The organism is Salinispora pacifica DSM 45544, from assembly GCF_000378845.1.
Taxonomy (GTDB): domain Bacteria; phylum Actinomycetota; class Actinomycetes; order Mycobacteriales; family Micromonosporaceae; genus Micromonospora; species Micromonospora pacifica.
The window spans coordinates 876,346-900,883 of the sequence record NZ_KB905359.1 but is presented as its reverse complement, the minus strand read 5'-3'; the positions used below and the strand labels follow the sequence as shown (position 1 = coordinate 900,883).

Genomic DNA, 24,538 nt, shown 5'->3' with positions numbered 1-24,538 from the left:
GGGTGTGGGTTGCCGGGAATGACGGTGGCCGGCCGGTCGTTACATCTGGACCCGGCGCCGTGCGTGTCCCCCTTGTGAGACCCGCGGTCGCCGAACCCCCTTTTCTTCTCTGTTTTGTTGAGCGCCGGACGGTGCTTGCACCCGCCTTTTGCCGCCTGAAGGCCCCCCTTTTCCTTCGGGCGTGCGTGTGGGTGTCGACCCCCGAATGGAGCAACCCCCATGATGAACACGATTCTGCGTCGTAGCGTCCTTGGTATCGCTGGTCTGGCCCTGTCCACCGGTGTCGTCGCCGGCCCCCTGGCCACCCTCACCACCCCCACCCCGGCCGCTGCGGCCGTTCAGGTCGCGAAGCCGGACATGGACACGCTGATCCCGCACGGCACCCAGGGCAAGCAGTCGCGTATCGACCTGGGTGATGAGCAGACCGCGAACGTGAAGGCCATCATTGAGGCCACGAAGAAGGCCGGTATGGACGAACGTGCCGCCGTGGTGGCGATCGGCACCAGCCTGCAGGAGTCGAAGCTGGAGAACCTGGGTCACCTGGGTGCGCGTAACGACCACGACTCGCAGGGCCTGTTCCAGCAGCGCCCGTCGTCTGGTTGGGGCACGGTGGAGCAGATCACCGACCCCGCCTACTCCACCACCGCCTTCCTNNANGGNNTNNAGCAGGTCGAGGGCTGGCAGGACATGCCGTTGACCGAGGCCGCGCAGAAGGTGCAGGTGTCGGCGTATCCGTTCCACTACGCCCAGTGGGAGACCCAGGCCGCTGACCTGGTGGCCGAGCACTGGACCAGCTGACCCCACCCACACCACCCACAAACAAACCCCCACAGACCTGACCCACACAAAGGGGGAAAGAAACTGTTGGCCGGCACCCGAACCGGGTGCCGGCCAACAGCCATGTCCGGGCCTCCCGGCCCCTTCGGTGGCTACCAGTGCCTTCGGATCAACCGATGGCGAGCTTTGCGCGGGTGCTCATCAGCGCGAATCCGAGGAGGTTAGAACCGCGCCATCGGGCGGGATCAGCCGCGCGCGGGTCCGCGGCGGGTAGGCCGATACCCCAGACCCGATCCACCGGGCTGGCTTCCACCAGGACCCGGCTTCTTGTGCGCGACAGGTACTGCCCGAGGTCACGGTGCTGGCTGAATTTGGCCACGTTGCCCGCGACGACCAGGTCGAAGCAGTGGGTATCCCAGGTGGCCTGGTCGAAGTCACGGACCCGCCGGCCCAGGGCCTTGACTGCGCCCGGATGCGACGTGGTAAGCATCTGCGTGGCGACCTTGTCGTCGCCGAACAGGCGAGCCTTGCCGATCATCATGTAGTGCTCGGCCGTGGCGTATCGGACTCCGTCAACGATGAAGGGAGCGGGCCACCACTGGCTGAGGCACCCCGCTCCGATGCTGTCGTCTGGCTGGGGTTGGTGTCCCCAGAAAAACAGGTACTTGAGCCGCCTGCCCGCATTGGCGAGTGCCCGCAGCTCGGGCAGGCTAAGCGGCAGCGAGGCGGTCTCCGGCATATCCAGCAGGATGTCAGAAGCGGACGGTGGCACACCAATGGGTTTGGCAACCCTGCTGCCCCGAGTCCTGGGTCTCGAACCATCCACTCAGTCTCTGGACGGGGTGCCAGGTGCGTACGGCGCGGCCGGCTGTGATGCCCCAGGGCAGGGTGAGAGCAACGGCGATGAGTGGGCGGTGGTGATCGCCTCAGTCATCATGTTGGCGGCGTCGCGATATCGAGCCGTACGAGATCGAAACGGACACCCGGGGGATGCCACTATGTCCTGCCGATTACTGCCATGGGAATGGAGGCGAATCCTGACTGCACCTAGGATCGCGATATGTCTAGCATTCCTCGGGCGTTGAAGATCGTAATTGCCGGTGCGACGTTGGCAGCCGCCGCCTTTGTGGTGCCCACATCTGCTGCCGCGCTACCCACTCAGACAGCTGGGGGAAGCTCCTCCGGCGGGCTGGATCGGGGTGAGTTGCGCACCGCGCTCGCCGCGGTACCCGAGGCTGGCGTTCCGGGTGCGTTGGCAGCCGTGCGCGATGGCCGGCACGACTGGCGCGGCAGTGCCGGTCAGGCGTACCTGACCAGCCCCCGACCGATGCAGCCACAGCTGCGGCACCGCATCGGCAGCATCACCAAGACGTTCGTCGCGACCACCGTGCTGCAGCTTGTTGACGAGGGCCGGCTGGGCCTCGACGACCCGATCGGGGAGCTGCTGCCGGAGATTGTGCCGGGTGAGCGCGGTGCCGAAGTCACCGTCAGGATGCTGCTGAACCACACCAGCGGCATCGGGAACTACACCAACGCGATGCTCGACTCGTGGGCGGCGATCGACCAGATGCAGGTCACGACGTACGCTCCGGTGGACCTGGTTGCGATGGGCCTGGCTATGCCGCCGACCAACGCGCCCGGGGCTGGGTTCAGCTATTCGAACACGAACTACATCCTGGCCGGCTTACTGATTGAGTCGATCACTGGTAACCCGGCGGCGGCCGAGGTGCAGCGGCGCATTCTGCGGCCGCTGAAGCTCACCGGGACGTCGTTCCCGGGCACTGATCCGACTATTCACGGCCCACACAGCGGTGCCTACTTCGCCCCGTTCGGGGTTCGTGACCTCAGCGAGTTCAACATGAGCTGGGGGTGGACGGCGGGCGAGATGATTGGGACCACGGCGGACCTGAACACGTTCTTCCGGGCCCTGCTCGGCGGTGATCTGCTCAGCCCGGCCACCCTCGATGAGATGCTCGCCGGGGTGCCGATGTTCCCGGATGTGCCCGAAGCCGGTAGCTATGGTCTGGGTATTTACTCGCTTCCTACCCCGTGCGGTGAGTTCTTCGGCCATGACGGTTTGGTGATCGGTCACCAGATGTTCTCGTTGCACAGCCGGGATGGCGGGCGTCAGGTATCCTCCGGGATCAACCTCAGCCACCATCAGATCGGCCTGCCCGAGGCGCATCCGATCGACCTGGCCTGGCAGTCGTTTCTGCTGATGGCGATGTGCCCGACCAGCGAGACGAGCGGCCGCTCGGCAGCGGACGTGCTGCAGCTGCCCAGCGTGACCCGGATGCCGGGCAATGATGCGGCAGTTGCGGGGCTCTGACAAGCACGCAGGGGCGAGGCCGACTGCCCGATGGCAGCCGGCCCTGCTGCTGAGAAGGTGAGGAGGACATCCCTGATTCGGGCGGCAAGACAGTCGGAGCTCGATGATCTGGCTCGGCTTGAGGTCCAGGCTGGCCAGCTCTTCCATACGGTTGGCATGTCAGAGATAGCTGATCATGCCGTGGATCGACAGGCCCTGAGGCGACGCCAGTGGCAGGGGCTGATCTGGGTTGTCGAGGAAGGCGACCGGACGGTCGGTTACGTCACTGCGGCGGTGCTGGATGGCAACGCCCACATCGAGCAGGTGTCGGTGGCGCCCACGCACGCTCGGCGCGGGCTTGGTCGGCGGCTCATCGCACACGTCGAGGGATGGGGGAGGCGTCACGGTCGTCCGGCGACGACCCTGACCACCTTCCGCGATGTGCCCTGGAACGGCCCCTACTACCGGAGGCTTGGGTATCGGGAGCTGCCCAACGCGGAGCGTGGCCGCGAGTTGACCGCCACCATGCGACACGAAGCCGCGCTGCCGGGCATGGACTCCTCGCTCCGGTGCGCGATGATCAAAGCTAACGGGGGAGCACCTTGACCTGGCGGACCTGCCGCTGACCGAGCAAGCAGGGACGGTGTACCACACGCCGGTTGGTGGGTGGCGGACGGCGAGGCCGCCGCGGTGACGGTGGTATGACCGGGCTGGGCAGCGGCGGGTGCGCCGCTGCCCAGCCCCAGCACTGGAGGACAGCTGTCTGCCCGGGCCGTCCGCGTCAGAGGTCGGCCGCGACCGGATAGTGATCCGCGTAGTCGGTGTAGCAGTAGCGGACGAACCAGCTCGTCACGCACCACTTCGGTGCCTCGACGGCTAGGGTCTCGTTGTCGCCGGCACCGTTCCGCACGTGGCCGTTGCGTTGCAGGATGTAGTCGAGTTGCTGGCGGCTGCCCTGGTCGTCGTTGTAGGCGGCCATGTCATTGCGCTGGGTGTCCCACGAGTACGGATGGCCGGTGAACGTGGCATCGCTGACATCGAGCCGGGCCAGCATGCTGTTGTACTCGGTGGTGTAGCGATCAACGTTGAGGTCGCCGGCGACGACGACCTGTTCGTCCGCTGGGATTTGGCGAGCGTCCAGGAAGGCGCCGAGTTCGTCGAACTGGGCTGCCCGTACCCGGGCCCCGGTGTCGTCGGCGCAGCCGGTGTCGGCCGCCTGCGCATGAGTGCCCACCACATGTACGGGTTCGCTGTTGACGTTGAGCCGCGCGTAGACGAAGCCCTTGTTGGAGAACCAGTCTGCCCCGCAGCCGTCCGCGTAGACGTACTGGATCTCTTCCAGGATGGGTCACCGGCTCAGGATGGTGACTCCGCCATCCTCTGGGGTCGCGCTGGAGTATGAGCCCAGAGTGGCGTCCCAGCCGGACCTCGACCGGCCGAGAACCGGGGTTTGGTGGGGATACTCCGCAGCGAGCTGGTCTTTGAGCCGGTCGGATGCCTCGTTGTCGAACAGTTCCTGCAGGATGACGACATCCCGACCGGTGATGTGGTCGGCCTCGGCGATCAGGTCGGCGCGGGTGACCTGCCCCCAGTTCGGGAAGAGTAGCTGGGGCAGGAACATGACGTTGTGGGTCAGGACCTTCAGCGGCGCCGGGGCGGCGGCGGCAGGGGCGGTGGGCGTGAGCAACCCGGTCGCGGTGAGCACAACGGCGAGCAGCAGACTCAGCGGTCTCTTCATGGTCATCGATGATGGCCGTTCCGGCCGGCCCTTCAATTTCTCGAAGGTGTTCAATGGGTGAACATGTTTGTCGTCGTGCGGCTACTGGCCCGGGTTGGGTCAGCGGTATCCGGTCGGGTCGGCGGGCTTGCCGACGTCCTGCACCTCGACCAGGTATCGCCAGGCGTCGGGCTGACTCCCATCAAGGTCGGTGAAGCCGTAGACCTGCGCCAACTCCCCGCTGGACAGCGACCTGCCGTGCCAGCGGGACACCTCCGGGTCTTGTGCCAGGGCCGCCACGGCGCGGCCAACATAGGCCGGGCTTTCGGAGATGGCGAAGTGGGGCTCGACCGTGAGTGCGTCGCGCCAGTTCTGCTCGGTCACACCGAAGCTGTCCAGCATGTCCTCGGACCGCAACCATCCGGGCGTGAGCAGCACCGACGTCGTGTCATGCGATCGGAGTTCGTGCGCCAGGGCGAACGCCATCCGGCTCACGGCGCCCTTGGCGAGATCGTAGAAGAACGAGTTGCGGTAGGTGGCCGCGTTGTACTCGTCTGTCCCGTCGGTCATCTCGACAACCAGCCCGCCCGGGTTCCTGATGAGCAGGGGTAGCGCGAAGTGACTGGTGATGGCGTGGGTTTCCACGGCGAGACGCAGCGTGTGTAGCCCGGCGTCCAGGTCTGACTCCCAGACCGTTTTGTTCCACTCCACCTGGGAGGTGCCCCAGATGTCATTGACGACTACGTGGAGGGCGCCCTGCTCGGTTTCGATCCGGGCGATCAGCTCGCGTACCTCGTCGGGGACAAGGTGGTCGACCTGCACCGCGATGCCGACCCCACCGGCGGCGCTGACCAATTCGGAGGTTTCCTCAATGGTCTCCGGTCGGTTCATCTCCGACCGCTGGGCGCGGGTTGACCTGCCGGTCACGTAGACCGTGGCCCCGGCCGCTCCGAGCTGGATGGCGGTTCCTCGCCCGGCGCCTCGGGTCCCTCCGGCGACGAGCGCCACTCTCCCGGTCAGCAGCTTGGTCATGCGTCGCACCCTAGCGACGAACCGAGGCTCCCTGCTCGGTCTTTTTCCGGCCCAGGTAGTAGGTCCGCTGCTCCCTGTCGAGGTGCTCGATGGCTGCGCGCAGTAGTGTCCGGGGCAGGGTGGCCGCGTGTCGGTCGAGGAAGTCGAGCAGCCGCGCCCGGTCCTGGTCCCCGGCGCTGCGCAGCAGCCAGCCGGTGGCCTTGTGGATCAGATCATGTGGATCAGCAACGAACATCTCGGCGATCCGGAACGTGTCGTCGAGGTCACCGGCGCGTACGAACGCCATGGTGCTGACGATCGCGGTTCGTCGCTGCCACGGGTCGTCCGAGCGGGCCAACTCGTACAGCACGTCGCGGGGCTTGTCGACCAGATACGCCCCCACCACGTTTGCGGCACCGAGGTCGACCAGGTCCCAGTTGTCGATCCGGTCGTGCCGGCGCAGGTAGAGGTCGTACAGCTCCGCCCGGCGCGCGTCGGTGGTCCTCTTCCGCGCGGCCTGCTTGGACATGATGCTTACCGCGCCGGCGCGTACCTCGTGGATCGGGCTGTCGAGTAGGGTTTCGATCTCGCCGGGCGCCAGGTCGATGAATTCTTTGGCCAGTGCGAATACCTGCCCCATCCGGACGCCCAGGAACGTGTCGCCCTCGGCGTGCCTGAAGTAGCGCTGGATCTTGCGGAGCTCCTCATCCGACTGGTACGTCTGCAATTTTTCGACGAACTGCTCGGCGCTGACATCCGGCATGGTGGCCCTCCGATCGATAGGCGATCGTATCGACCCCTGCGCCACCCGGTGCCGCTCGACCACGCGTGTCCCGGGGAGCCGGACTGCCGCGTACCTGCAGAACGGGTGCGCTTGTTGGGCGGCCGTTCAGCTCGCGTCACCTCGCCGGAGCGCCCTTTACCTGCGAAGACATGCCGGGATCGGGCTTGACGGGGCAGTAGAGGAAGGATATAACCAACTCGTTATGAAACAAGTTGGCTATGCACTCGATGAGTCCGAGCGCCTCGACGCCACCTTCGCGGCCTTGGCGGACCCGATCCGGCGAGCGATCCTCGCCCGGCTCGCGCAGGGCGACGCGACGGTGAAGGAGATCGCCGCCCCGTTCCCGGTGAGTCAACCAGCGATCTCTCGGCACCTGAAGGTCTTGGAGAGCGCGGGGCTGATCTCCCGCGGACGGGTCGCCCAGCGTCGACCGTGTCACCTTGAGGGGCGCCAGCTCAGGTTGGTCGTGGACTGGCTGGAGACCTATCGCGGCTACTGGGCGGAGGCGTACGGGCGCCTGGACGAACTGCTCGACGAACTTCAAGCCGGTGACGATGTCCGCCAGTCGAGCGGCGGCCGGGAGGGGCAGGGGACATGACGGCGAAGACCCTGCGAGTGACCACACCGACGCCGACTGACATTGTCCTGACCCGGGTGTTCAACGCACCACGGCACCTCGTGTTCGACACGTTGACCAAGCCTGAGTTGCTCAGGCGGTGGTTCGGCGCTCGCGGTTGGCGCCTGGTCGAATGCGAGGTGGAGCTACGGGTCGGTGGTAGCTGGCGCTTCGTCTCGGTGGGGCCGGATGGCCTGAGGATGGGCCAGGGCGGGGTGTACCGCGAGATCCAGGCGCCGGACCGGCTCGTCTACACCGAGTCCTACGACGACCAGTGGGTGCCGGGCGAGTCCCTCGTCACCACCGTCCTCACGGAGCGCGCCGGGTTGACCACGCTCCAGACCACCCTGCGCTACTCGTCGCCGGAGGTGCGTGACCTGGTGCTGGCTACTCCGATGGAGCGGGGTGTGGGGGAGAGCTACGACCGGCTCGACGAGGTGCTCGCGTCACGGTGATGTGGGCCCCGGGGTCACCAGGAATATGTCGGCGGCCGGCGAAACGCGTCCGGCCAAGCAAGGGATAGCGTAAGCGAGAGCGGGAGTAATGAACTGGACTCTGGAAGTGGTGCTGGTGCCGGTGGCGGACGTGGACCGCGCCAAGGATTTCTTCACCGAGAAGCTGGGTTTCCACCTGGATTTTGATTCTCGTGGCGACGGCGGGTTCGGTCCGGTGCAGCTGACCCCACCGGGTTCCGGGTGCTCGATCATCATCGGGAAGGGCATCAGTTCCATGGAGCCGGGCTCGCTGAAGGGGGTGCAGTTCGTGGTCGCGGACGTGCGGAAGGCCCATCAGCAGTTGGTGGAGCGGGGGGTCGAGGTCAGCGAGGTTCATGTGGCCGGGTCGGAGGGCTTTCGCCCGGCTCAGGACGGCGACAGCCTGGACAATGTCGGTTTCGTCGTTTTTGACGACCCGGACGGCAACCAATGGACAGTGCAACAGATCTCATCCCGCGGATAGTGCGGTGGGGCATGGGCGGTTCAGGTTGGGGCTCGGGCCTGGCATCGTAGAGCCATGTGTCGGAACATTCGCGTGCTCCACAACTTTGAACCGCCCGCCACCGACGACGAGATCGAGGCCGCTGCGATCCAGTACGTGCGCAAGGTAAGTGGGGCGACCAGACCGTCTGCGGCCAACGAGGAGGCGTTCAACGAAGCCGTTCGGGCGGTCGCCGCGGCCACCCAGACCCTCCTGGGTGACCTGGTGACCAAGGCGCCGCCCCGGGACCGCGCAGTGGAGGCCGCGAAGGCCAGGGCGCGTGCGGCCGAGCGGTACGGGGACCGCGCAGCAGCGGGGCCGGCCTGACCAAGCCGTGGTCAGGCCGGGTTGTCACCTGCCTGTTCAGCGAAGAGCCGCGAGGACCGGTAGGAGTTGCGCCTCCTCGTAGTCGAGATGTGCCTCGACCGCGGCGGTGAGCCGGTCGACCTCGGTACGCACGCTCGCCCGGTCCACGTCGGCTGCCCCGACCACCTGCTGCAGTTGCTGGAGCAGCGCGTCCATCGCCGCGTGTTCCTCCCGCAGCCGCCGTACCGCGTCGGCGAGTTCGGGATGGTGCCGGGCAACTACCGGGAGTAGCTGGTCGTCCTCGCTGCGATGATGATGACCGAGGCCGCCGCAGAGGGCGAGGCAGTTGATGCGCAACTGCGCACCGAGGCGCGCCCCCGGCCGTGCCAGCTCGTTGCGGAGGATCGCCAACTCGCGGCGGAAGGCGTCGTGAATCAGCTTCAGGCTGCTGCTCCAGGTGGCCCCGACCGGCCGGCCGTGGACCGGGTTCAGCGCCACAACCGGTGGCGGTTCCGGGGCGCGGGAACGCTCCCGCCGCAGTACGGGGTCCAGCTCCGCCGCCCGGTCGAGCGCGGCGTCTCGTTCGCTCTCCCCGAGCCGCACCGCGTGTGCCTCGATCGTGAAGGCGTCGTTCTCCAGGGTCACCTGCGGCTCGGCGAGCAGGTCGTTATACCAGCCCGGCTTGTTGCGACTGCCGTCGGGCAGCGCGACGACCAGGATGCGTCGGTCTTCGTCGAGGAAGAACTCCACCCAGGTGGTACGCGGTGCCCCGGTTTCTCGGTTTACGGTGGTGAGCAGGATGCTCCGCCGGTCTTCGGGAATCTTCGAGGCATGTCCCTGTTGGGTGTGGAAATTCTTGATCTGGGTAGCGTGGTTGGACGGCAAAGGGTGTACTCCAATCCTTCGGTGGGGTGTCGTTCTTTGTCAGCGGCTACCAGCCCAGCCCGGGACGATGGCGGTCGGCCAGCGAATTGGTGCGGGCACGACAAATCACCGACTCGGGGCCGGGTGTGCCTGAGGAGGTGGCGCGGCGAGACGCGGGGAGAAGAAAAGCGCGGGCGACAGCAAGCAGAAGTACGGTTACTGTGCTGGTAAATAGCTGACCGCGGAGGGGTGGGGCTCGGCCCCACCAGGCGATCATGCCCAGGCCGGGAACCCTATTCGCTTCTGGCGTGTAGCCGACCCGGCAGTCATAGCGCGACGATAGCATAGGTAGATATTTCTGTCTCACCCCAAAGCTGTTAGCTCTTCGGCTCTGTTGGCTCTACCGGCTCGGTCGGCTCCGTGGGCCACGTGGCCGCTGCGTCCGTTCGCCGACGAGGGAGCGGGCAGCAGGCGGTGGCCCGGACGTCAGGATCTGCTGATCGAGGTGAGGTGCCCAGGCACCCGAATCAGGGGACCCATGCAACATTTCCAGGGGGATGCGGGGTAGTCATAGTGTGAAGGCGACTGCACTCCCACCGGACGGGTCCGGGTTCGACGCGTTCGTGCGACAGAGCGCCGCCGGGCTGCTGCGCTTGGGCAACATTCTGACGCTGGACCGAGCCGCCGCGGAAGATCTCGCCCAGGAGACCCTGATCCGCGTCGGGCTGGCCTGGTCACGGGTGCGCGCGGACGGAAATCCAGTTGGCTATGCCCAGCGCACCATGACCAACCTCTTCCTCAACGAACGCCGACGTCGCCGGCCGACGCCGACCGACACCATTCCGGAAGCCGGGTACGAGGACACCGCACTGGCCGCGGTGGAGTCGACCGCCGGGGTTCGGCGGATCCTCGCGAGCCTGCCACCGAAACAGCGGGCGGCGATCGCCCTACGCTACGTCGCTGATCTACCGGACGACGAGATCGGTCGCCTCCTGAACTGCACCCCGGCGACGGTGCGGTCGCAACTCTCCCGAGGTTTGTCCCGCCTCCGTACGACGCTGTCAGCAGAAGGGTGAATTCGGTGTCCGAGAATCTCGCCGACAAGCTAACCGAATTGGATAGAGAAGACTTCGCGCTCCCGGTCACGGACGCTTTCGTCACCCGGGTGCATCGCGGCGTACGCCGACGTCGAATGCTGCGCGCGGGTGTGGCCGGCGGCGCGGTAGCCGCCACGGCCATCGCTGTCACTGTCGCGGTTTCCCTGACCGGGATCACCCAATCGGCTCCGCTTCCGAACTCGTCCACCGGTCCGTCGGTGGCCGCCCCGCCAACCTTCGTTGCGTACCCGCTTTACCAGCCACTGGACGGCTACCGGATCACCTCCGTTCCGGAAGGGCTGCGGGCCAATGTTGCGCAGTTTGGACCTGTTAGCTATGCCGTGTCGAAGAACCAACTGCACAACGACCGCGGCGTGCCCACCTCGCCAGGTGGCGGAGCGGTCGCCGGCTCCGACCATCCGACCGCCACGACAACTTACCGTAACTATGTGCGACCCAACGGGTCGAATTGGCTCTGGATTTCGGTGTTGCGCCCGGAACGGACGACGGCGGAGGTTGATCGGGCGCAGGTCACCGAGTGGCTGGTCGGCTGGGCCATCAAAGGCACGGAGGTGATTGACAGCTTCCCGGTTCCGGCCGGTCAGGCCCAGCTCACCAGAACTATCGGCTCCGAGGTCACCGTCCACGCGGTGGTGATCACGACGTCCAGCGGTACGGTGATCGACGTTAGCGGGAATGGAGCGGTGCCCGTTGCGGACCTGAGGGCGGTGGCCGCCGGCATCCTGCCACCGTGACGAGTCGGCGCTCGCCAGGAGTGCGGCTGACTACCGAGTGGAGGGCTGATGGCCAACGAGGTGGCGGTACGGATCGCGCGCCCGTGCACGGATCTGGCGGCTGCGGAACGGTTCTACGTCGAGGGTCTCGGCCTGGCCCTGCTGCACCGGATCGCGGCGAACCGACCCGGTGAGCACGACCTGCTGATCCTCGGGCGACGGGAGGCAAACTGGCACCTGGAGTTGGTCGGCGGCGCCGATCTTTCGGTGCGGCCGGCGCCCACCGCCCAGGACCTACTGGTGCTCTACCTGGGCCGGCCGATCGACGACGCGACCATCGACGGCCTGAAGCAGGCCGGCGGTCGGGTGGTCGCCCAGGGGCCCTACTGGGATCGTTGGGGCGTCACTGTCGAGGACCCGGATGGCTACCGGGTGGTCCTGTCCAGCCGATCCTGGTCGAACGCGGGCTGACCCAGCGGGACCAGTTCGCCCGTCGCGCCCAGGTCGCCCCGGTGCGCCGGGGGCACGTCGGCAGTTGACCTCAACCTCACTTCAACTTCTACCGTTCCCGAATGGATCAAATCGACGAGGCCCTTCAACGGATCCGGTGCTTCGGACCGGAACGGGATGGGTGGCTCTCCAACCACGCGCCCATGGCTGTTGAGGCGCTCGCCCGGCGCGGCCACGCCGCAGTCATCCACCGATGGCTGGACGGGTACGCGGACCGGCTGGAGGAGCGACCACGGGGAATCGAGCCGATCACCGCCGACGAGTGGCGGGATCCGCTCGGCGACGCCGTACGCACCGGTGATTGGCTCAACTACTTCGACCGGGAACTGGCCGATGAGCCGTGGCGGCAGGTGCTCGCGCGATGGTGGCCCCGCCTGCTGCCCGGCATCGCGGCCGGTGCCACCCACGGCGTGATCCGGGTCGGCCACGCCGTTCGCGCCCTGCTGGACGAGGAGACCGTCCCGCGGGTCGGTGAACTCGGGCAGGGGCTGGCCTACTGGGCGGCCCGGTGGCAGCCCCTCGCGCCGCCCGGAGCTGGGCCGTATCCCGCCATCGATCCCCGCGCTGCGCTCGACGCGGTGCCCCGCGTACCCGACCAGCGGTTCGGTATCCGGGCCCGGCTCGCTCAACTGGCTGACCTGCCCGGCTGGTCGGCGGTGGCCGGCGCGGTGCCCGGCCGCGGAGCAGGTAGCGGGAAGGTCGCCGACGGGCCGGAGGCCGTGCCAGCCCGGCTGGCGGGAATCGTGTACGCGGCGATTACCCGGCACGGCACCCACGGCTACGCCAAGCCGGTCATGTTGGTGCACGCCGCCACCGCCCCGAACGCGGTCCTGCGCACCCTGCCCGCCCTGCCCCGGGAGATCTGGCCGGCCAGCCTCGCCGCCGGCTGGGCCGCCACCGCGGCCATCACCGCTGCGTACGCCCCGGCGATCGGAGAACCCCGGCCGCTGCTCGTGGCCGAACAGGAGGCAGCCGAGGCCATGCGGCTCGCGGTGGAGTCCGCGGATCCGCACGCCATCAAGTTCGCCGATACCGTGTTCGACGCGTACGCCGGCACCGGTGACGCTGCCCTGCTCGCCGCATCGGTACGCGCGACAGAACAGATCGGGCCGGGGTGAACCGGAGCGCCCCGGTTCCTGGGCTGTTCGGGGCAACGTCGTCGTCCTGGGCGAGGAGGTTCTCGACCTGTGCTGGCCGGTCGGACTCGTCGGGGCGGCTGGTCCACCCGCACTCCGCCCGTCGTAAAACTTGATTCATTCCAGAAGACTGGCTATCGTCGTCGCGTGACGCCCGACTTCGAGACGCAGCTGCGGGCGGTCTCGTTGCGCGTGACCCGACCTCGGATGGCGGTGCTCGCCGCGCTGCGGGACCACCCGCATGTCGACACCGATGAGGTTATCGCCCTGGTTCGGGTGGATAACCCCACCGTGTCGCATCAGACGGTGTATGACGTGCTCCGCGCGCTCACCACCGCCGGCCTGGTGCGACGCATTCAACCGACCGGCGCCCCCGCTCGGTATGAGTCCCGGGTGGGGGACAACCATCACCATGTCGTGTGCCGGTCCTGCGGAGCGATCGCCGATGTCGACTGCGCGGTTGGTCGCGCTCCCTGCCTCACCGCCTCCGACGACCACGGTTTCGTGGTGGATGAGGCGGAGGTTGTCTACCGGGGCACCTGCCCCAACTGCAAGAAATCGGACGCGCCTTCCGCGCTCCACCACGTGAAGGGAAGTAGATGAGCGACACTCAGGACAACGCCCCCGTCAGCGCGCAGGGCGTGGATCAGAAGGCGGCGGCCGGCTGTCCGGTCGCGCACGACTCCGTCACCGCGCACGGCAGCGAGAGCGAGAGCCCGGCGATCGACTCTCCCACCGCGGTCGCTGGTGGCCGTCCGCGTACCAACCGGGACTGGTGGCCCAACCAGCTTGACCTGTCGGTGCTTTCCACCAACTCGGCGAAGGTCAACCCGTTGGGCGAGGATTTCTCCTACGCCAAGGAGTTCGCCAAGCTCGACGTCGAAGCCCTCAAGCGGGACATCACCGAGGTGCTCACCACCTCGCAGGACTGGTGGCCGGCCGACTTCGGCCACTACGGCGGTCTGATGATCCGGCTGAGCTGGCACGCCGCCGGCACCTACCGCATCCACGACGGCCGCGGTGGCGCTGGTGACGGCGGCCAGCGGTTCGCGCCGCTGAACAGCTGGCCGGACAACGTCAACCTGGACAAGGCCCGGCGGCTGCTGTGGCCGGTCAAGCAGAAGTACGGTCAGAAGATCTCCTGGGCCGACCTGCTCGTGCTCGCCGGCAACGTGGCCCTGGAGTCGATGGGCTTCAAGACGTTCGGGTTCGGTTTCGGCCGGGAGGATGTCTGGGAGCCGGAGGAGATCTTCTGGGGCTCGGAGGACACCTGGGTCGGCGACGAGCGCTACGTCTCCGAGAAGGAGTTCGTGGCCGGCGTCGGGTCGACCGAGATGGGTCTGATCTACGTCAACCCGGAGGGGCCCCGCGGCAACGCGGACCCGGCCGCGGCGGCGTACTTCATCCGGGAGACCTTCCGCCGGATGGCGATGAACGACGAGGAGACCGTGGCCCTCATCGCCGGCGGCCACACCTTCGGCAAGACGCACGGTGCCGGGGTCGCCGACGACCACGTGGGCCCTGAGCCCGAGGGCGCCCCCCTGGAGGCGCAGGGCCTGGGCTGGCTGAGCAGCCACGCCAGCGGCGCGGGCGCCGACACGATCTCCAGCGGCCTCGAGGTGACCTGGACCGACCGGCCGACGCAGTGGAGTAACCGCTTCTTCGAGATCCTGTTCGGCTACGAGTGGGAACTCACCACCAGCCCCGGTGGTGCGAAGCAGTGGGTCGCCAAGGACGCCGAGGCGATCATTCCCGACGCGTACGACTCGACCAAGAAGCACAAGCCGACGATGCTCACGACCGACCTGTCGCTGCGCGTTGACCCGGCGTACGAGCGGATCTCGCGTCGTTTCCTGGAGAACCCGGACGAGTTTGCGCTGGCCTTCGCCAAGGCCTGGTACAAGCTGCTACACCGCGACATGGGCCCGGTCAGCCGGTTCCTCGGGCCGTGGGTGGCGCAGCCGCAGCTGTGGCAGGACCCGGTACCCGCCGTTGACCACGAGCTCGTCGGCGCAGCCGACATCGCCGCCCTCAAGGCGAAGGTGCTTGGGTCTGGCCTGACGACCGCCCAGCTGGTCTCCACCGCGTGGGCCTCCGCGGCCAGCTTCCGCTACACCGACAAGCGCGGTGGCGCCAACGGTGCCCGGATCCGCCTCGAGCCGCAGCGCAGCTGGGAGGTCAACCAGCCCGAGCAACTCGCCAGCGTCCTGGCGGCGCTGGAGGAGATCCAGCGGGAGTTCAACGCCGCTGGTGGCGCCAAGATCTCGCTCGCGGACCTGATCGTGCTGGCCGGCTCGGCCGCGGTCGAGAAGGCGGCGCGGGACGCCGGCGTCGAGGTGACTGTGCCGTTCCGGCCGGGTCGCACCGACGCCACCCAGGAGCAGACCGACGTTGAGTCCTTCCGGGTGCTCGAACCGCGGGCCGACGCGTTCCGGAACTACCTGCGTCCCGGTGAGAAGACCCAGCCGGAGGTGCTGCTCGTTGACCGCGCCTACCTGCTCAACCTGACCGCACCCGAGATGACCGTCCTCATCGGCGGCCTGCGGGCGCTCGAGGCCAATGCTGGCGGCAGCCGGCACGGCGTGCTCACCGACCGTCCCGGTGTGCTCACCAACGACTTCTTCACCAACCTGCTCGCCTCGGGCGCGCAGTGGAAGGCGTCGGAGTCCACTGAGCACGGGTACGAGATTCGGGATCTGGCCACCGGCAACGTGAAGTGGACCGCCAGCGCGGTTGACCTCATCTTCGGCTCCAACTCGCAGCTGCGGGCCCTCGCCGAGGTGTACGCCAGCGAGGACGCGCGGGAGAAGTTCGTGCAGGACTTCGTCGCGGCCTGGACCAAGGTCATGGAGCTCGACCGGTTCGACCTAGCCTGATCGGACCCCACGACGAGCCGGTCGACCCGAGGAGGGTCGACCGGCTCGTCGCTGTCCGACCCAGCGTCGGCGGCGGTGTCTGACCAGGGCGACCGGCGGCTGTGGCAGGTGTCAACCGTCCCGCCCGGCTGGCATGATCTGCGGGCGGTCGAACACCGTGTTGTCGATGATCACGTCAACCAGCCGCAGGGGGCTCACCTCGGTCAGGTAGAGCCGCATGGCCACCAAGTAGCGCTCGCGGTGTATCGCTTCAGCTTCCGCGCCGGCCCAGGTCTGGTCCCGGTAGGTGCCGCGATGCACGGAAGTCTGCTCGTCGACGTCCAGCCAGATCCGATAGTTCCAGTAGTCGTTGATCTCTGGGCGAAACGCGAACACGCCGTCGACGATCAGTACCGCATCCGCCGCCGCTTGGTTGACCACCTCACGGTGGTCACGTTGAGTTAGTGGGTCGATGCTGCACAACACGCATGCGCCAGATCCCTCGGGGGCGACCGGCCGCAGCAACAGCCGCGCGACGGCTTCGTAGTCGTACGCGTTGCGGTAGTAGCCCTCGCCCGATTCCCGGTCATAACGGTGTCGATCCCGCCACGGCCTCTTGAAGTCGTCCAGAGTGGCCCGTAACACGGGTCGGCCCCGGGCGCTGATCTGCTGCGCCAGTTCATGGCCGAAGCTGGTCTTACCTGCAGCGGTCAACCCGTCGATGCCCACCCGCAGCCGTCTGTCGCCGCACGCCAACACCCGCTCGGCGACCTCGGCGACCAACGCCGAGCGCACCGCCGACCCGACGGCCGGTAGCGGCTGCTGCCACGTCGACACCGACATCTGCACCACGCCATGACGCTCCATGATCGGAATCTAACCCAGAGGCCACCAAGGACGACAGGCCTTAGCAGCCGATCTGTATCGCTGCCATATTTTTATTGTCATCGAAGCCACAGTCATCACTCTCTGGTGGCGATGATGGCCGTCTGCGTAGGCTCACCAGTGCGAGTGGAACGAGTTCTCGCTCGATTCTGACTTGGGGCGATCCCGCGCAACGGAGTGTGGAGGTGGCTGATCCGATGGACGAAACCACGTACGATGTCGTGATTGTCGGAGCCGGACCAACCGGGCTGCTGCTCGCCGGTGATCTCGCGGCGGCCGGGGTTCGGGTCGCTGTTCTGGAGAAGCGCCGCGACGAGTCGAACCTGACCCGAGCTTTCGGGGTGCACGCCCGGACGCTCGAACAGTTCGACGCCCGTGGGCTCGCCGACCAACTGGTCGACACCGGCAAGGCGCTGGGCCGGCTCCGGTTGTTCGGCACGGTGTCGGTGTCCCTCGCGTCGCTGCCGACCCGCTTCCCGTTCCTGCTCGTCACCCCCCAGTACCAGGTGGAGCGCCTGTTGCTGGAGCGCGCCGTAGCAGGTGGGGTCGATCTGATCCGCGGCGCCCGGGTAATCAAGATCGAGTCAGGCCAGGATGAGGTGCAGCTGACCGTTGACCGCGATGGGGACGTCCACACGTTGACGGGCCGGTACGTCGTCGGCGCCGACGGACGCCACTCCACGGTGCGGGAGCAGCTCGGCCTGGACTTCCCGGGCCACTCCGTACTCCGTTCACTGATCTTGGCTGACGTCCAGCTCACCGAGTCGCCGCCGGAGGTGCTCACGGTCCAGGGTAACCAGCATGGCTTTTGCCTGATCGTCCCGTTCGGCGACGGTTGGTACCGGGTCATGGCGCGGGACCCGAACTGGGAGCCGCCCGACAGCACGCCGGTCACCCTTGCGGAGATCGCCACACTGGTACGCCGGATCGCCGGAACTGACTACGGCATGCACAGTCCACGCTGGATGTCCCGGTTCCACAGCGACGAGCGGCAGGCCACCGCCTACCGGCAGGGGCGGGTGCTGCTCGCCGGTGACGCCGCCCACGTTCACTCGCCAGCCGGTGGCATGGGTATGAACACCGGTCTGCAGGACGCGGCCAACCTGGGGTGGAAGCTCGCTGCCGTGGTGCAGGGTCGGGCTGGTGACAGCCTGCTCGACACGTACGAGGCGGAGCGCCGGCCGGTCGGTCGAATGGTGCTGCGTACGAGTGGAGGACTGATCCGGGCGGTGATCCTCCGTTCCTCGCTCGCGCGGGCGGCCCGAAACGGACTCTTCCGCGCCGGCATTGCCGTACGCCCCCTGGGCGACCAGCTGCGAATGCGGCTCAGCGGGATCGGCGTACGCTATCCGGCCGCCCGCGGTGCGCATCCGCTGGTCGGGCAGCGCGCCCCCGACCTCACGGCCCAGGACGGGAGTCGGCTGTACACGGCGCTGCGGGGTGGCGGCTTCGTCCTGGTGGATCCGGATCCGAGCGGCCCCGGCTACGACCACCTGGTGACGTTCCGGCCGGCGGAGCCGACCACACCGATGTTGGTGCGACCCGATGGGTATGTCGCCTGGGCCGGTTCCACCGGGCCCGACCTGGATCAGGCCCTGTCCGCCTGGGGCGCCGCTCGGCCCGCGTCGTGACCTGGTGTACGTAGTCCCACTCTGCTGCTGCCAGCGGGGGTTTGCGCGGAGGTCGTGGGCTCAGCGGGTCGCTCCGGGAGTCGTGGTCCCGTCGGGGCCGCCGAACGCGGGTCGGCGGTCGCCGCCGGGGCCTCCCGACCTCACGCTGCTGATCTACTCCGGCCCCTTCGCCGAGTCGGGTGGGAAGGGGTCGCCGCGGGATTCAGCCGACACAGCTGAGCGTGTTGCCGCCCGAGGGAGCCAGCTCGACTCAGTCTCCCCAGACCAGGTAGGCCGGGGCCGGCCGACCGGGCAGTAGCCGCAGCGGCGCGTGGTCCAGCCCGAGCACTTCCCGTACGGCGACGTTTTCGCCGGGCCACTTCGGGTTGTCCACCTCGTCGAAGGCGACAATGCTACCCCTGGTCAGGCGCGGCAGAATGGCCTCCAGGGCCGCCCTCGTCGGTTCGTACAGATCCAGGTCGAGGTAGGCCAGGGCGACGACGGTCTGCGGGTTCTCCTCCAGGTAACGCGGCACGGTCTCTCGTACGTCGCCTTGGACCAGCACGCTGCGCTGGGTGACGTGACCGAAGAATTCACTGTGTTCGTGTGCGTCCAAGATTTCCCGTAGGTACGTCGGGTAGCCCTGCGGGGTGGCGAAGCGACCCTCGTACGCGGTCGGGCCCACCCGGTCGACGTCGTTGAGGTCGGGAAAGCCGGTGAAGGTGTCGAAGCCAACGATGCGTCGCAGCGGGTTGTACGGCTCGTAGACGCCGCGAAGGGCGGCGAAGGTGGCGAGGTGCCGGCCGTACCGGACCCCGAACTCCATGATCACCCCGGGGACGTCGAGGACCTTCCGGTACAGCGCGTCCATGGAGAGTAGGTCGGTCAGCTGATGCCGGCGGAGGAAGAGCGGCAGATTGTTGATCATCTCCTCGGGTGGAATCGGCGAGGTGGCCAAGAGTTTGGTCAGCCGTAGCGCCGTCTCCGTCTCGGTAGGTGAGTCGTGTGCGAATGACCGCAGATCCTGGCTATCGCTTCTGTCCATTATCGACCTCCCACTGCGAGGGGGTGACATGATGGGCGAAAGAGTAGGGGAGGGCGGTCGGGGGCACAACGGCACTGGTGTCGGCGTCGGTCTGGAAGGGGATGGGTTGGTGCTGGCCCAGCGGTACTTCCCGAGGTGAGCCTGCATGCCGATGGTGAATTTGCGGGTGCGCGGACTCCGGGCTGTTCAACTGCAGCACCTCGGTCAGTTGGCTGCGGCCTTCTGGTACCAGAGGGAATTTATGCGCTGGCCACCGTGCTGGGCATACTGGCCAGTGGGGGCGAGTCCGGCCATCGCGGCGGTTCGGAGAGGCAGGCGAACGTCTCAATGATTCGGCCGACCGGGCCGATCGCCAGCACCGGTGGATCGGTGGGCCGTCGCGGTCCGATCAGGATTCGGCCCACGGTCGCGCCGCGCTGGGTCAGCTCCACCTCGGCCGTGCCGACCAGATAGCTCGCCGGATCCTCGTCGACCAGGGCGCTGATCAGCGTGCGGTGTGCCCGCGCCAGCACGATCTGGGCGTGGTAGGAGCTGGGTCGGGCGACGACCGGAACGGCCGAACCGCCGGCGGCCACCGTCCACGCGGTCGGTACGTCGGTGCTCCGCCCCTTCCCGCGCAGGCCCACCAGCACCAGATCGCCGGGTTCGCTGTCGGGCACGAGCAGGGTGAGTCGGGGGCGGGTGACCACTGCGGCCGTACGGTGGAGTCGGTCTGCCAGGATGTGGCAGCAGTGACCATCGAGCAGACGGGCCACCTGCCGGAAGTACCCCGGCGTGGTACCGACCAGCCGCGAGAATTGGGTGGTGAAGGTTGCGGTGCTGGTGTAGCCGACGCGCCGGCTGATCGCGGTGACGGTCCGATCCGTGTGCAGCAGCAACCGCCGTGCCTCCGCCATACGTAGGGCGGCGAGGAAACGGGCCGGAGTCATCGTGGTCACGTCTCGGAACAGGCGATGGAAGTAGAAGGGGCTGAACGGCGCTACCCGAGCCAGGTCGGCCAGTTGCAGCGGCTCCGCCAGGTGCTGGCGCATGTAGTCGATCGCCTGTGCCGCGGCGGCCTTTCGGGCCTGGTCCGCCAGGTGGGGCGAGACGCCTGAGGTTGAAATCATGTGCGCCCCCGGTACGGTTGTTCGGGCACCCACCGAAATTCTGCTGAGACCTCCTTGAACTTTTCTTGAAGCCGCCGCCACCACGCATCTCCCCGTGCGGTGTAGATGGCGTCGCTCCGCTTGAAAAATGCTCGTCAGGATAGCGGACGAGAGTTCCGAAAGATTTACGACTCTCCCGGACTTAATCGCCGAGGTGGCAGCGGCAGGTGCACCGTGCCGAGGGCGGTGCCACCGCGTAGCCGCCCTCCTGAAACAGCTGCCGGGCCAATGCGTGCACCGTGCCGAGCATGTGGTAGCTCCGGCCGGCGGGACCGTGTCGAACCTCCAGCACCGATTTGTCGACCAATCGATCCAGGAGTACCTGCACGGCGTGGAGATCACCGATCAGCGCCGCACCGGCACCCGTGCCCGCGCCGGCACCCGCACCGGCCGCCAGGTCGAAGTCGGCGGGCATCGCCCCGAGCCCGGTGAAGCAGCGCAGCTCCGCCGCGTCGAGCAACTCGATGCTGCGCCACACAGCGGCGTGTAGCGACCGATGATGACTCGGCACCCCTCGTCGCGGCGGCCCGAGCCAATGCAGCGGATCGGCGACGACCTCAACCAGGGCGTCCAGCTGTTGCGTCCGTAGACACGCTGCGGCCAACTCGATGGCGAGCGGAAGGCCGTCCAGGGCCCGGCACACCGCGGTGACCCCCGGCACGGTGGCCTCGTCGAGTCGGAAGTTCGGCTGCACCTGGATGGCCCGTCGGGCGAACAACTGTTGCGCGGGTGGAGGTGCCGACGACCCCGGCTCCGGATCGGTGCGCAACGGCCGGACCGAATACACCGCCTCGTACCGCATCCCGAGCAACTCGCGCGAGGTCAACAGGACGGTGACGCCGGGACAGCCCCGGAGCAGCTCGTCCGCCAGGTCGGCCGTCGCATCGGTAACCAACTCGGCGTTGTCGATCACGAGCAGTAGCCGTCGGTCGGTCAGCTGACGTACCAGGGGCACGGGTGGTCCCGTCGATGCCCGCGGCGAAGAGGCGACCACGGCGGTCACCGCCCGCTCGAGAGCGGGACCGGTGCGTACGTTCGTCACGTCGACCACCGCCACCCCATCGGCGTGCCGCGCCCGCTGCTGCTCGGCGACGGCCAGGCCGAGCGCGGACTTGCCCACCCCGGCCGGACCGGTGAGGCTCACCAGGCGATATCCGTCGAGCAGGTCGTTGACTGCCGCAAGATCGGCTGATCGTCCGGTCAGCTCGTCGATCAGGGGCGCCGCCCAGCGCCACGGTGGGGCGTGCGCCGGGCTCGGGCGTTGGGTGGCCGACGCGGTCAGCCTGGCGTCCAACACCTCGCGGTATGCCGCGGACAGTTCGGGCCCCGGGTCCACCCCGAGGTCAAGCCGAAGCCGCCGGCGGACCTCGGCGTACCGTTCGATGGCCCGAGCCCGCTGGCCGATTCGGGCCAGCGTCTGCAACAGTCGGGCCTGCACCCGCTCGTTGAGTGGCTCGGTCAAAGCCAGTTGTTCGGCGACGGGCAGGACCGCCTCCGGTCGGTCCAGCTCCAGCCCGAGGCCGACATAGTTGAGCGCCGCGGCCAGGAACTCCTGCCGTAGCGGACGGATGTCGTCCTGCTCGATCAGGAGCGCGGCCAGCTCGCTGACCTGGGGATCTCGCCACCGGCCAAGGCTCTCGCCGAAGCGGGCGAAGGCGCCGGTGAGCTGGCCGTGCTCGTGGAGGGACACCGCCTCCCGGACTTCGGCACGAAAGGCGTGTAGGTCGAGTTGCCCGACGCCGACAGCCAGCCGGTACCCGCCGGGTACCGAGGCGATGACGTTGGTTCGCCGATGGCGTGGTGTCTCTGGTTCCAGCACCTGGCGTAGCCGGGCGACGTAGGTGTGTACGAGGTTGGCGGCCCGCGTCGGTGACTGTCCCGCCCAGAGCGTGGCGATCACCTCATCGAGTGGTACGTGTCGTCCGGCCCGGAGCGCCAGCAGGGCGAGAATTGCTCGTTGTTTCGGGGGTCCCAGGTCGATCTCAATACCGCAGCTCGTCGCCTGGACGGGACCGAGGATCTGAATATGGGGGTCGGTCTCGATCCGCTTCATGGTTCCCCCCAAGCTGTTGTGTCGCTGCGCTCGGTTCGTGTTTAGTTTATGTTAGGTTTCGCGGTGCCCTGAGCGGCTGTTCGGTTTGCTGAAGCGGTAGGGTCTTCGGCCGCGCCTGTCCGTCTTCGGTTTTGGCTTCTCTGGAACGAATGATCGATTTCGGCTTTGCGCCGGCCGCATGGCGGCGAATTTCGACGTTGTTCACGATGGGGAGTCCACGAGGAGGACGATCTTTCCCCGCCCGTGCCCGGTCTCGATCGAACGGTGTGCCGCGGCGGCCTGCGCGAGCGGGAGTGCCTGTCGGATGTGCAGCTTGAGCTTGCCCTGTGCATGGAGCTCGGCCAACTCGGCGAGTTGGGCGTTGGACCGTTTCGGTGTCACGGTCGGAACGCCGAGTTCTGCGGCGAGTTCGTCGGAGACCATGGTGCGGACCCGGTTCTTGTCCGTGACCAGTTCTACCGACGCGCGCAGCGCGTGGTCGCCGGCGATGTCCAGGGCGGCGTCCACCCCGTCGGGCGCCAGGGCGCGTACCCGCTCGATCAGTCCCTCGCCGTAGGTCACCGGGACCGCACCCACCGACCGCAGGTGAGCATGGTTGGCCTCGCTCGCCGTACCGATAACGGTGCGTGCTCCCCAGGCCCGGGCCAGTTGGACCGCGAAGGTGCCCAGGGCGCCCGCCGCCGCGTGGATCAGGACCGTGTCGCCGGGACCGATCTTCAACTCGCGCAGGCACAGGTGTGCGCCGACTCCGTTGGCGGAGAAGCCGCCAGCGATATCCCAGGGCATGCGCTCCGGCTTGGCCGCTACCTGCTCGGGGGAGACCACCACGTACTCGGCGTAGGCGCCCAGTGTGCAGTAGCCGAGGACGGTGTCCCCCACCGAGTGTCCGGTGACGCCTTCGCCCACCTGGTCGACGACGCCCGCGTACTCGTTGCCGGGGACGACCGGGAAGGAGTTGTCCACCGTCGGTGGTGCCCAACCCTTCCTGATGGCGGTGTCGAAGTGGTTGACCCCGGCCGACCGTACGCGGACGCGCAACTGGCCGGGGCCTGCCTGCGGGCTGGCGACCTCCGTCAGCGTCAGAACCTCCGGCCCGCCGAAGGAGGTCAGGGCGGCAGCTTTCACAAGAATCACTTCTCGCGTCTCGGGGTCCTAGATCTGGGCGCTTCGACTCGGGCGATGCCAGGCGTTCGGACCCAGGTGTCCCGCCGACCCGGCGGCTGGGGGAAGTATCAAACCTCAAGTCCGCTGCAGGTCAAGGTCGATCCAGCCATTCAGGTAGCAATGACGGGACGCCCTGTGTCGTGCGGCTGACCGATCTCGCCCAGCGGTTCGGCTAGCGCGTGTCTGCGCGACCGGGTGAGTGAGCAGAGCCTAGTGCCGGGTGACCGCCGGGCCAATGACGGCACGAATGTTCATTCGGCGGAGGCGGTAGTAGAGACATCCAAAGAAGACGATCACCCGGTCGGCCCATTCGCCGAGCGCGGTCACAGCGTCAGGCAGGGCCGCCACTTGGGCCGGGTTGGCTACCACGCGGCGGTCGACGGCGGTGACCTCGAGTCCGATCCACTGGATGCGGTCGATGGGGTTGGCGTCCAGACGGCCGAGTCCGACGGCGTAACCAAGCGCGTTGTAGTGGACCGCCCGCTTCCGGCGGATGGTGCTGGCGGCAGCCGGCTTGCCGTCGAGCCTGATGCGGAGACCGTCGAGGACCCGGCGCACCGTGGCGGCGTTATCCAGTTCGACCCCGTTAGCGCCTCCACGATGTCGCCGTCAGCTTCGGCATACCGGTACGCGACCGGCTTGAGCGCGTTGAGTTCGGTGCCGTTGGGGTTGACCACGTGGAGACGGACCAGGCCGTCTCGGATCAGCGGAGCACACGCCCGAAGCGCCATCCAGGTGACCGAGTTTTTGCCGGAGCCAGTGGCGCCGGAGACGAGCCAGTGCTGCCCGATTAACGGCGCGTGCCAGTCGGTGCCGTACCCGGTCTCCGGTCTCCTCCCCCCAGGTACACCAGGGCCAGACTGGTCGCGTCCGCATCACCGGGAAGGTCCGGTGGGATGATCACCCGATCGAACGGCTCCAAGCGTGGCACGACCAGGGCGAT

General features: G+C 67.7%; 24 protein-coding genes and 2 pseudogenes. 14 read left to right on the top strand and 12 right to left on the bottom strand.

From position 1 onward, the window contains the following. The first annotated feature begins 222 nt into the window (after window positions 1-222). The gene (locus tag SALPAC3_RS0104155) at window positions 223-798 is read left to right on the top strand and encodes a hypothetical protein (protein ID WP_026185218.1); all 576 of its coding nucleotides are present in this window, start codon (window positions 223-225) and stop codon (window positions 796-798) included. A gap of 148 nt (window positions 799-946) precedes the next feature. On the opposite strand, the gene SALPAC3_RS0104150 is transcribed toward SALPAC3_RS0104155, so the two are convergent. Continuing rightward, window positions 947-1,516 carry a riboflavin biosynthesis intermediates N-glycosidase gene (locus SALPAC3_RS0104150; RefSeq protein ID WP_018220014.1) on the bottom strand — a complete coding sequence of 190 codons (570 nt, stop codon included), beginning with the start codon at window positions 1,514-1,516 and terminating at the stop codon, window positions 947-949. 465 nt (window positions 1,517-1,981) lie between these two features. On the opposite strand from SALPAC3_RS0104150, the gene SALPAC3_RS0104145 reads away from it, so the two are divergent. Next, window positions 1,982-3,106 (top strand): serine hydrolase domain-containing protein, encoded by a 1,125-nt coding sequence (locus SALPAC3_RS0104145; protein ID WP_018220013.1) that lies wholly within the window; start codon window positions 1,982-1,984, stop codon window positions 3,104-3,106. Between the two features lie 57 nt (window positions 3,107-3,163). Continuing rightward, window positions 3,164-3,691, top strand: coding sequence for a GNAT family N-acetyltransferase (locus tag SALPAC3_RS0104140; protein WP_026185217.1), 528 nt, complete (start codon window positions 3,164-3,166; stop codon window positions 3,689-3,691). A gap of 175 nt (window positions 3,692-3,866) precedes the next feature. On the opposite strand, the pseudogene sph reads toward SALPAC3_RS0104140, so the two are convergent. The 3 genes and pseudogenes from sph to SALPAC3_RS0104125 all read right to left on the bottom strand — a co-directional run bounded on the left by sph (window position 3,867) and on the right by SALPAC3_RS0104125 (window position 6,576). After that, a pseudogene (sph, locus tag SALPAC3_RS25290) lies at window positions 3,867-4,823 on the bottom strand (sphingomyelin phosphodiesterase). A gap of 99 nt (window positions 4,824-4,922) precedes the next feature. Continuing rightward, window positions 4,923-5,834: an SDR family oxidoreductase gene (locus SALPAC3_RS0104130; protein ID WP_018220009.1), complete on the bottom strand. Its 912-nt coding sequence runs from the start codon at window positions 5,832-5,834 to the stop codon at window positions 4,923-4,925. Between the two features lie 10 nt (window positions 5,835-5,844). Beyond that, entirely contained in the window at window positions 5,845-6,576 is a 732-nt protein-coding gene (locus tag SALPAC3_RS0104125) for a DNA alkylation repair protein (protein ID WP_018220008.1), read from the bottom strand. A 223-nt stretch (window positions 6,577-6,799) separates the two neighbouring features. On the opposite strand from SALPAC3_RS0104125, the gene SALPAC3_RS0104120 reads away from it, so the two are divergent. From SALPAC3_RS0104120 to SALPAC3_RS0104105, 4 genes are all read left to right on the top strand, one after another. Continuing rightward, a complete protein-coding gene (locus tag SALPAC3_RS0104120) occupies window positions 6,800-7,195 on the top strand; it encodes an ArsR/SmtB family transcription factor (protein WP_018220007.1) in 396 nt (131 codons plus the stop codon). Next, on the top strand, window positions 7,192-7,668 hold the full coding sequence (locus SALPAC3_RS0104115; RefSeq protein WP_018220006.1) for an SRPBCC family protein: 477 nt from the start codon (window positions 7,192-7,194) through the stop codon (window positions 7,666-7,668). The genes SALPAC3_RS0104120 and SALPAC3_RS0104115 overlap by 4 nt, the downstream gene beginning before the upstream one ends. 88 nt (window positions 7,669-7,756) lie before the next feature. Further along, window positions 7,757-8,170 carry a VOC family protein gene (locus SALPAC3_RS0104110; protein WP_018220005.1) on the top strand — a complete coding sequence of 138 codons (414 nt, stop codon included), beginning with the start codon at window positions 7,757-7,759 and terminating at the stop codon, window positions 8,168-8,170. A 54-nt stretch (window positions 8,171-8,224) separates the two neighbouring features. Next, a complete protein-coding gene (locus SALPAC3_RS0104105; protein WP_018220004.1) occupies window positions 8,225-8,515 on the top strand; it encodes a DUF2277 domain-containing protein in 291 nt (96 codons plus the stop codon). 36 nt (window positions 8,516-8,551) lie between these two features. On the opposite strand, the gene SALPAC3_RS0104100 is transcribed toward SALPAC3_RS0104105, so the two are convergent. After that, window positions 8,552-9,355 (bottom strand): nitroreductase family deazaflavin-dependent oxidoreductase, encoded by an 804-nt coding sequence (locus tag SALPAC3_RS0104100; protein ID WP_408640408.1) that lies wholly within the window; start codon window positions 9,353-9,355, stop codon window positions 8,552-8,554. 578 nt (window positions 9,356-9,933) lie between these two features. Between SALPAC3_RS0104100 and SALPAC3_RS0104095 the strand changes: the two genes are divergently transcribed. The 6 genes from SALPAC3_RS0104095 (at window position 9,934) to katG (ending at window position 15,711) form a co-directional block, all read left to right on the top strand. After that, the gene (locus SALPAC3_RS0104095) at window positions 9,934-10,434 is read left to right on the top strand and encodes a SigE family RNA polymerase sigma factor (protein WP_018220002.1); all 501 of its coding nucleotides are present in this window, start codon (window positions 9,934-9,936) and stop codon (window positions 10,432-10,434) included. Next, the gene (locus SALPAC3_RS0104090) at window positions 10,431-11,210 is read left to right on the top strand and encodes a hypothetical protein (RefSeq protein ID WP_018220001.1); all 780 of its coding nucleotides are present in this window, start codon (window positions 10,431-10,433) and stop codon (window positions 11,208-11,210) included. The genes SALPAC3_RS0104095 and SALPAC3_RS0104090 overlap by 4 nt, the downstream gene beginning before the upstream one ends. Before the next feature lie 48 nt (window positions 11,211-11,258). Then, window positions 11,259-11,660 (top strand): VOC family protein, encoded by a 402-nt coding sequence (locus SALPAC3_RS0104085; protein WP_018220000.1) that lies wholly within the window; start codon window positions 11,259-11,261, stop codon window positions 11,658-11,660. 101 nt (window positions 11,661-11,761) lie between these two features. Beyond that, complete coding sequence (locus SALPAC3_RS0104080; protein ID WP_018219999.1) at window positions 11,762-12,817, top strand: questin oxidase family protein; 1,056 nt, start codon at window positions 11,762-11,764, stop codon at window positions 12,815-12,817. A 165-nt stretch (window positions 12,818-12,982) separates the two neighbouring features. Then, the gene (locus SALPAC3_RS0104075; protein WP_018219998.1) at window positions 12,983-13,438 is read left to right on the top strand and encodes a Fur family transcriptional regulator; all 456 of its coding nucleotides are present in this window, start codon (window positions 12,983-12,985) and stop codon (window positions 13,436-13,438) included. Continuing rightward, complete coding sequence (gene katG, locus SALPAC3_RS0104070) at window positions 13,435-15,711, top strand: catalase/peroxidase HPI (protein ID WP_018219997.1); 2,277 nt, start codon at window positions 13,435-13,437, stop codon at window positions 15,709-15,711. Before SALPAC3_RS0104075 ends, katG begins: the two co-directional genes overlap by 4 nt. Window positions 15,712-15,822: 111 nt before the next feature. Here the strand turns inward: katG and SALPAC3_RS0104065 are convergent, their stop codons facing one another. Continuing rightward, window positions 15,823-16,533, bottom strand: a complete 711-nt coding sequence (locus tag SALPAC3_RS0104065; protein WP_033774943.1) for a nucleoside/nucleotide kinase family protein — start codon at window positions 16,531-16,533, stop codon at window positions 15,823-15,825. Window positions 16,534-16,754: 221 nt separating this feature from the next. Between SALPAC3_RS0104065 and SALPAC3_RS0104060 the strand changes: the two genes are divergently transcribed. Then, a complete protein-coding gene (locus SALPAC3_RS0104060; RefSeq protein ID WP_018219995.1) occupies window positions 16,755-18,206 on the top strand; it encodes an FAD-dependent monooxygenase in 1,452 nt (483 codons plus the stop codon). 250 nt (window positions 18,207-18,456) lie between these two features. On the opposite strand, the gene SALPAC3_RS0104055 is transcribed toward SALPAC3_RS0104060, so the two are convergent. The 6 genes and pseudogenes from SALPAC3_RS0104055 to SALPAC3_RS28565 form a co-directional block, all read right to left on the bottom strand. Continuing rightward, a complete protein-coding gene (locus SALPAC3_RS0104055; RefSeq protein ID WP_018219994.1) occupies window positions 18,457-19,230 on the bottom strand; it encodes a class I SAM-dependent methyltransferase in 774 nt (257 codons plus the stop codon). A gap of 239 nt (window positions 19,231-19,469) precedes the next feature. Beyond that, window positions 19,470-20,339: a helix-turn-helix domain-containing protein gene (locus SALPAC3_RS0104050; RefSeq protein ID WP_018219993.1), complete on the bottom strand. Its 870-nt coding sequence runs from the start codon at window positions 20,337-20,339 to the stop codon at window positions 19,470-19,472. Between the two features lie 181 nt (window positions 20,340-20,520). Continuing rightward, a complete protein-coding gene (locus SALPAC3_RS0104045; protein WP_018219992.1) occupies window positions 20,521-22,431 on the bottom strand; it encodes an ATP-binding protein in 1,911 nt (636 codons plus the stop codon). 201 nt (window positions 22,432-22,632) lie between these two features. Then, window positions 22,633-23,556, bottom strand: a complete 924-nt coding sequence (locus tag SALPAC3_RS0104040; RefSeq protein ID WP_018219991.1) for an NADP-dependent oxidoreductase — start codon at window positions 23,554-23,556, stop codon at window positions 22,633-22,635. 249 nt (window positions 23,557-23,805) lie between these two features. Beyond that, the gene (locus tag SALPAC3_RS0104035; protein WP_018219990.1) at window positions 23,806-24,153 is read right to left on the bottom strand and encodes a hypothetical protein; all 348 of its coding nucleotides are present in this window, start codon (window positions 24,151-24,153) and stop codon (window positions 23,806-23,808) included. A 23-nt stretch (window positions 24,154-24,176) separates the two neighbouring features. Further along, window positions 24,177-24,538, bottom strand: a pseudogene (locus SALPAC3_RS28565) (FtsK/SpoIIIE domain-containing protein); the annotation flags it as partial.

What these genes read in the sequence shown, in the direction of transcription:
- SALPAC3_RS0104065 (WP_033774943.1), bottom strand. Translation starts at nt 16,533, where the DNA reads ATGTCGGTGTCGACGTGGCAGCAGCCGCTACCGGCCGTCGGGTCGGCG.
- SALPAC3_RS0104105 (WP_018220004.1), top strand. Translation starts at nt 8,225, where the DNA reads ATGTGTCGGAACATTCGCGTGCTCCACAACTTTGAACCGCCCGCCACC.
- SALPAC3_RS0104115 (WP_018220006.1), top strand. Translation starts at nt 7,192, where the DNA reads ATGACGGCGAAGACCCTGCGAGTGACCACACCGACGCCGACTGACATT.
- SALPAC3_RS0104130 (WP_018220009.1), bottom strand. Translation starts at nt 5,834, where the DNA reads ATGACCAAGCTGCTGACCGGGAGAGTGGCGCTCGTCGCCGGAGGGACC.
- SALPAC3_RS0104085 (WP_018220000.1), top strand. Translation starts at nt 11,259, where the DNA reads ATGGCCAACGAGGTGGCGGTACGGATCGCGCGCCCGTGCACGGATCTG.
- SALPAC3_RS0104120 (WP_018220007.1), top strand. Translation starts at nt 6,800, where the DNA reads ATGAAACAAGTTGGCTATGCACTCGATGAGTCCGAGCGCCTCGACGCC.
- SALPAC3_RS0104125 (WP_018220008.1), bottom strand. Translation starts at nt 6,576, where the DNA reads ATGCCGGATGTCAGCGCCGAGCAGTTCGTCGAAAAATTGCAGACGTAC.
- SALPAC3_RS0104050 (WP_018219993.1), bottom strand. Translation starts at nt 20,339, where the DNA reads ATGATTTCAACCTCAGGCGTCTCGCCCCACCTGGCGGACCAGGCCCGA.
- SALPAC3_RS0104150 (WP_018220014.1), bottom strand. Translation starts at nt 1,516, where the DNA reads ATGCCGGAGACCGCCTCGCTGCCGCTTAGCCTGCCCGAGCTGCGGGCA.
- SALPAC3_RS0104045 (WP_018219992.1), bottom strand. Translation starts at nt 22,431, where the DNA reads ATGAAGCGGATCGAGACCGACCCCCATATTCAGATCCTCGGTCCCGTC.
- katG (WP_018219997.1), top strand. Translation starts at nt 13,435, where the DNA reads ATGAGCGACACTCAGGACAACGCCCCCGTCAGCGCGCAGGGCGTGGAT.
- SALPAC3_RS0104110 (WP_018220005.1), top strand. Translation starts at nt 7,757, where the DNA reads ATGAACTGGACTCTGGAAGTGGTGCTGGTGCCGGTGGCGGACGTGGAC.
- SALPAC3_RS0104055 (WP_018219994.1), bottom strand. Translation starts at nt 19,230, where the DNA reads ATGGACAGAAGCGATAGCCAGGATCTGCGGTCATTCGCACACGACTCA.
- SALPAC3_RS0104080 (WP_018219999.1), top strand. Translation starts at nt 11,762, where the DNA reads ATGGATCAAATCGACGAGGCCCTTCAACGGATCCGGTGCTTCGGACCG.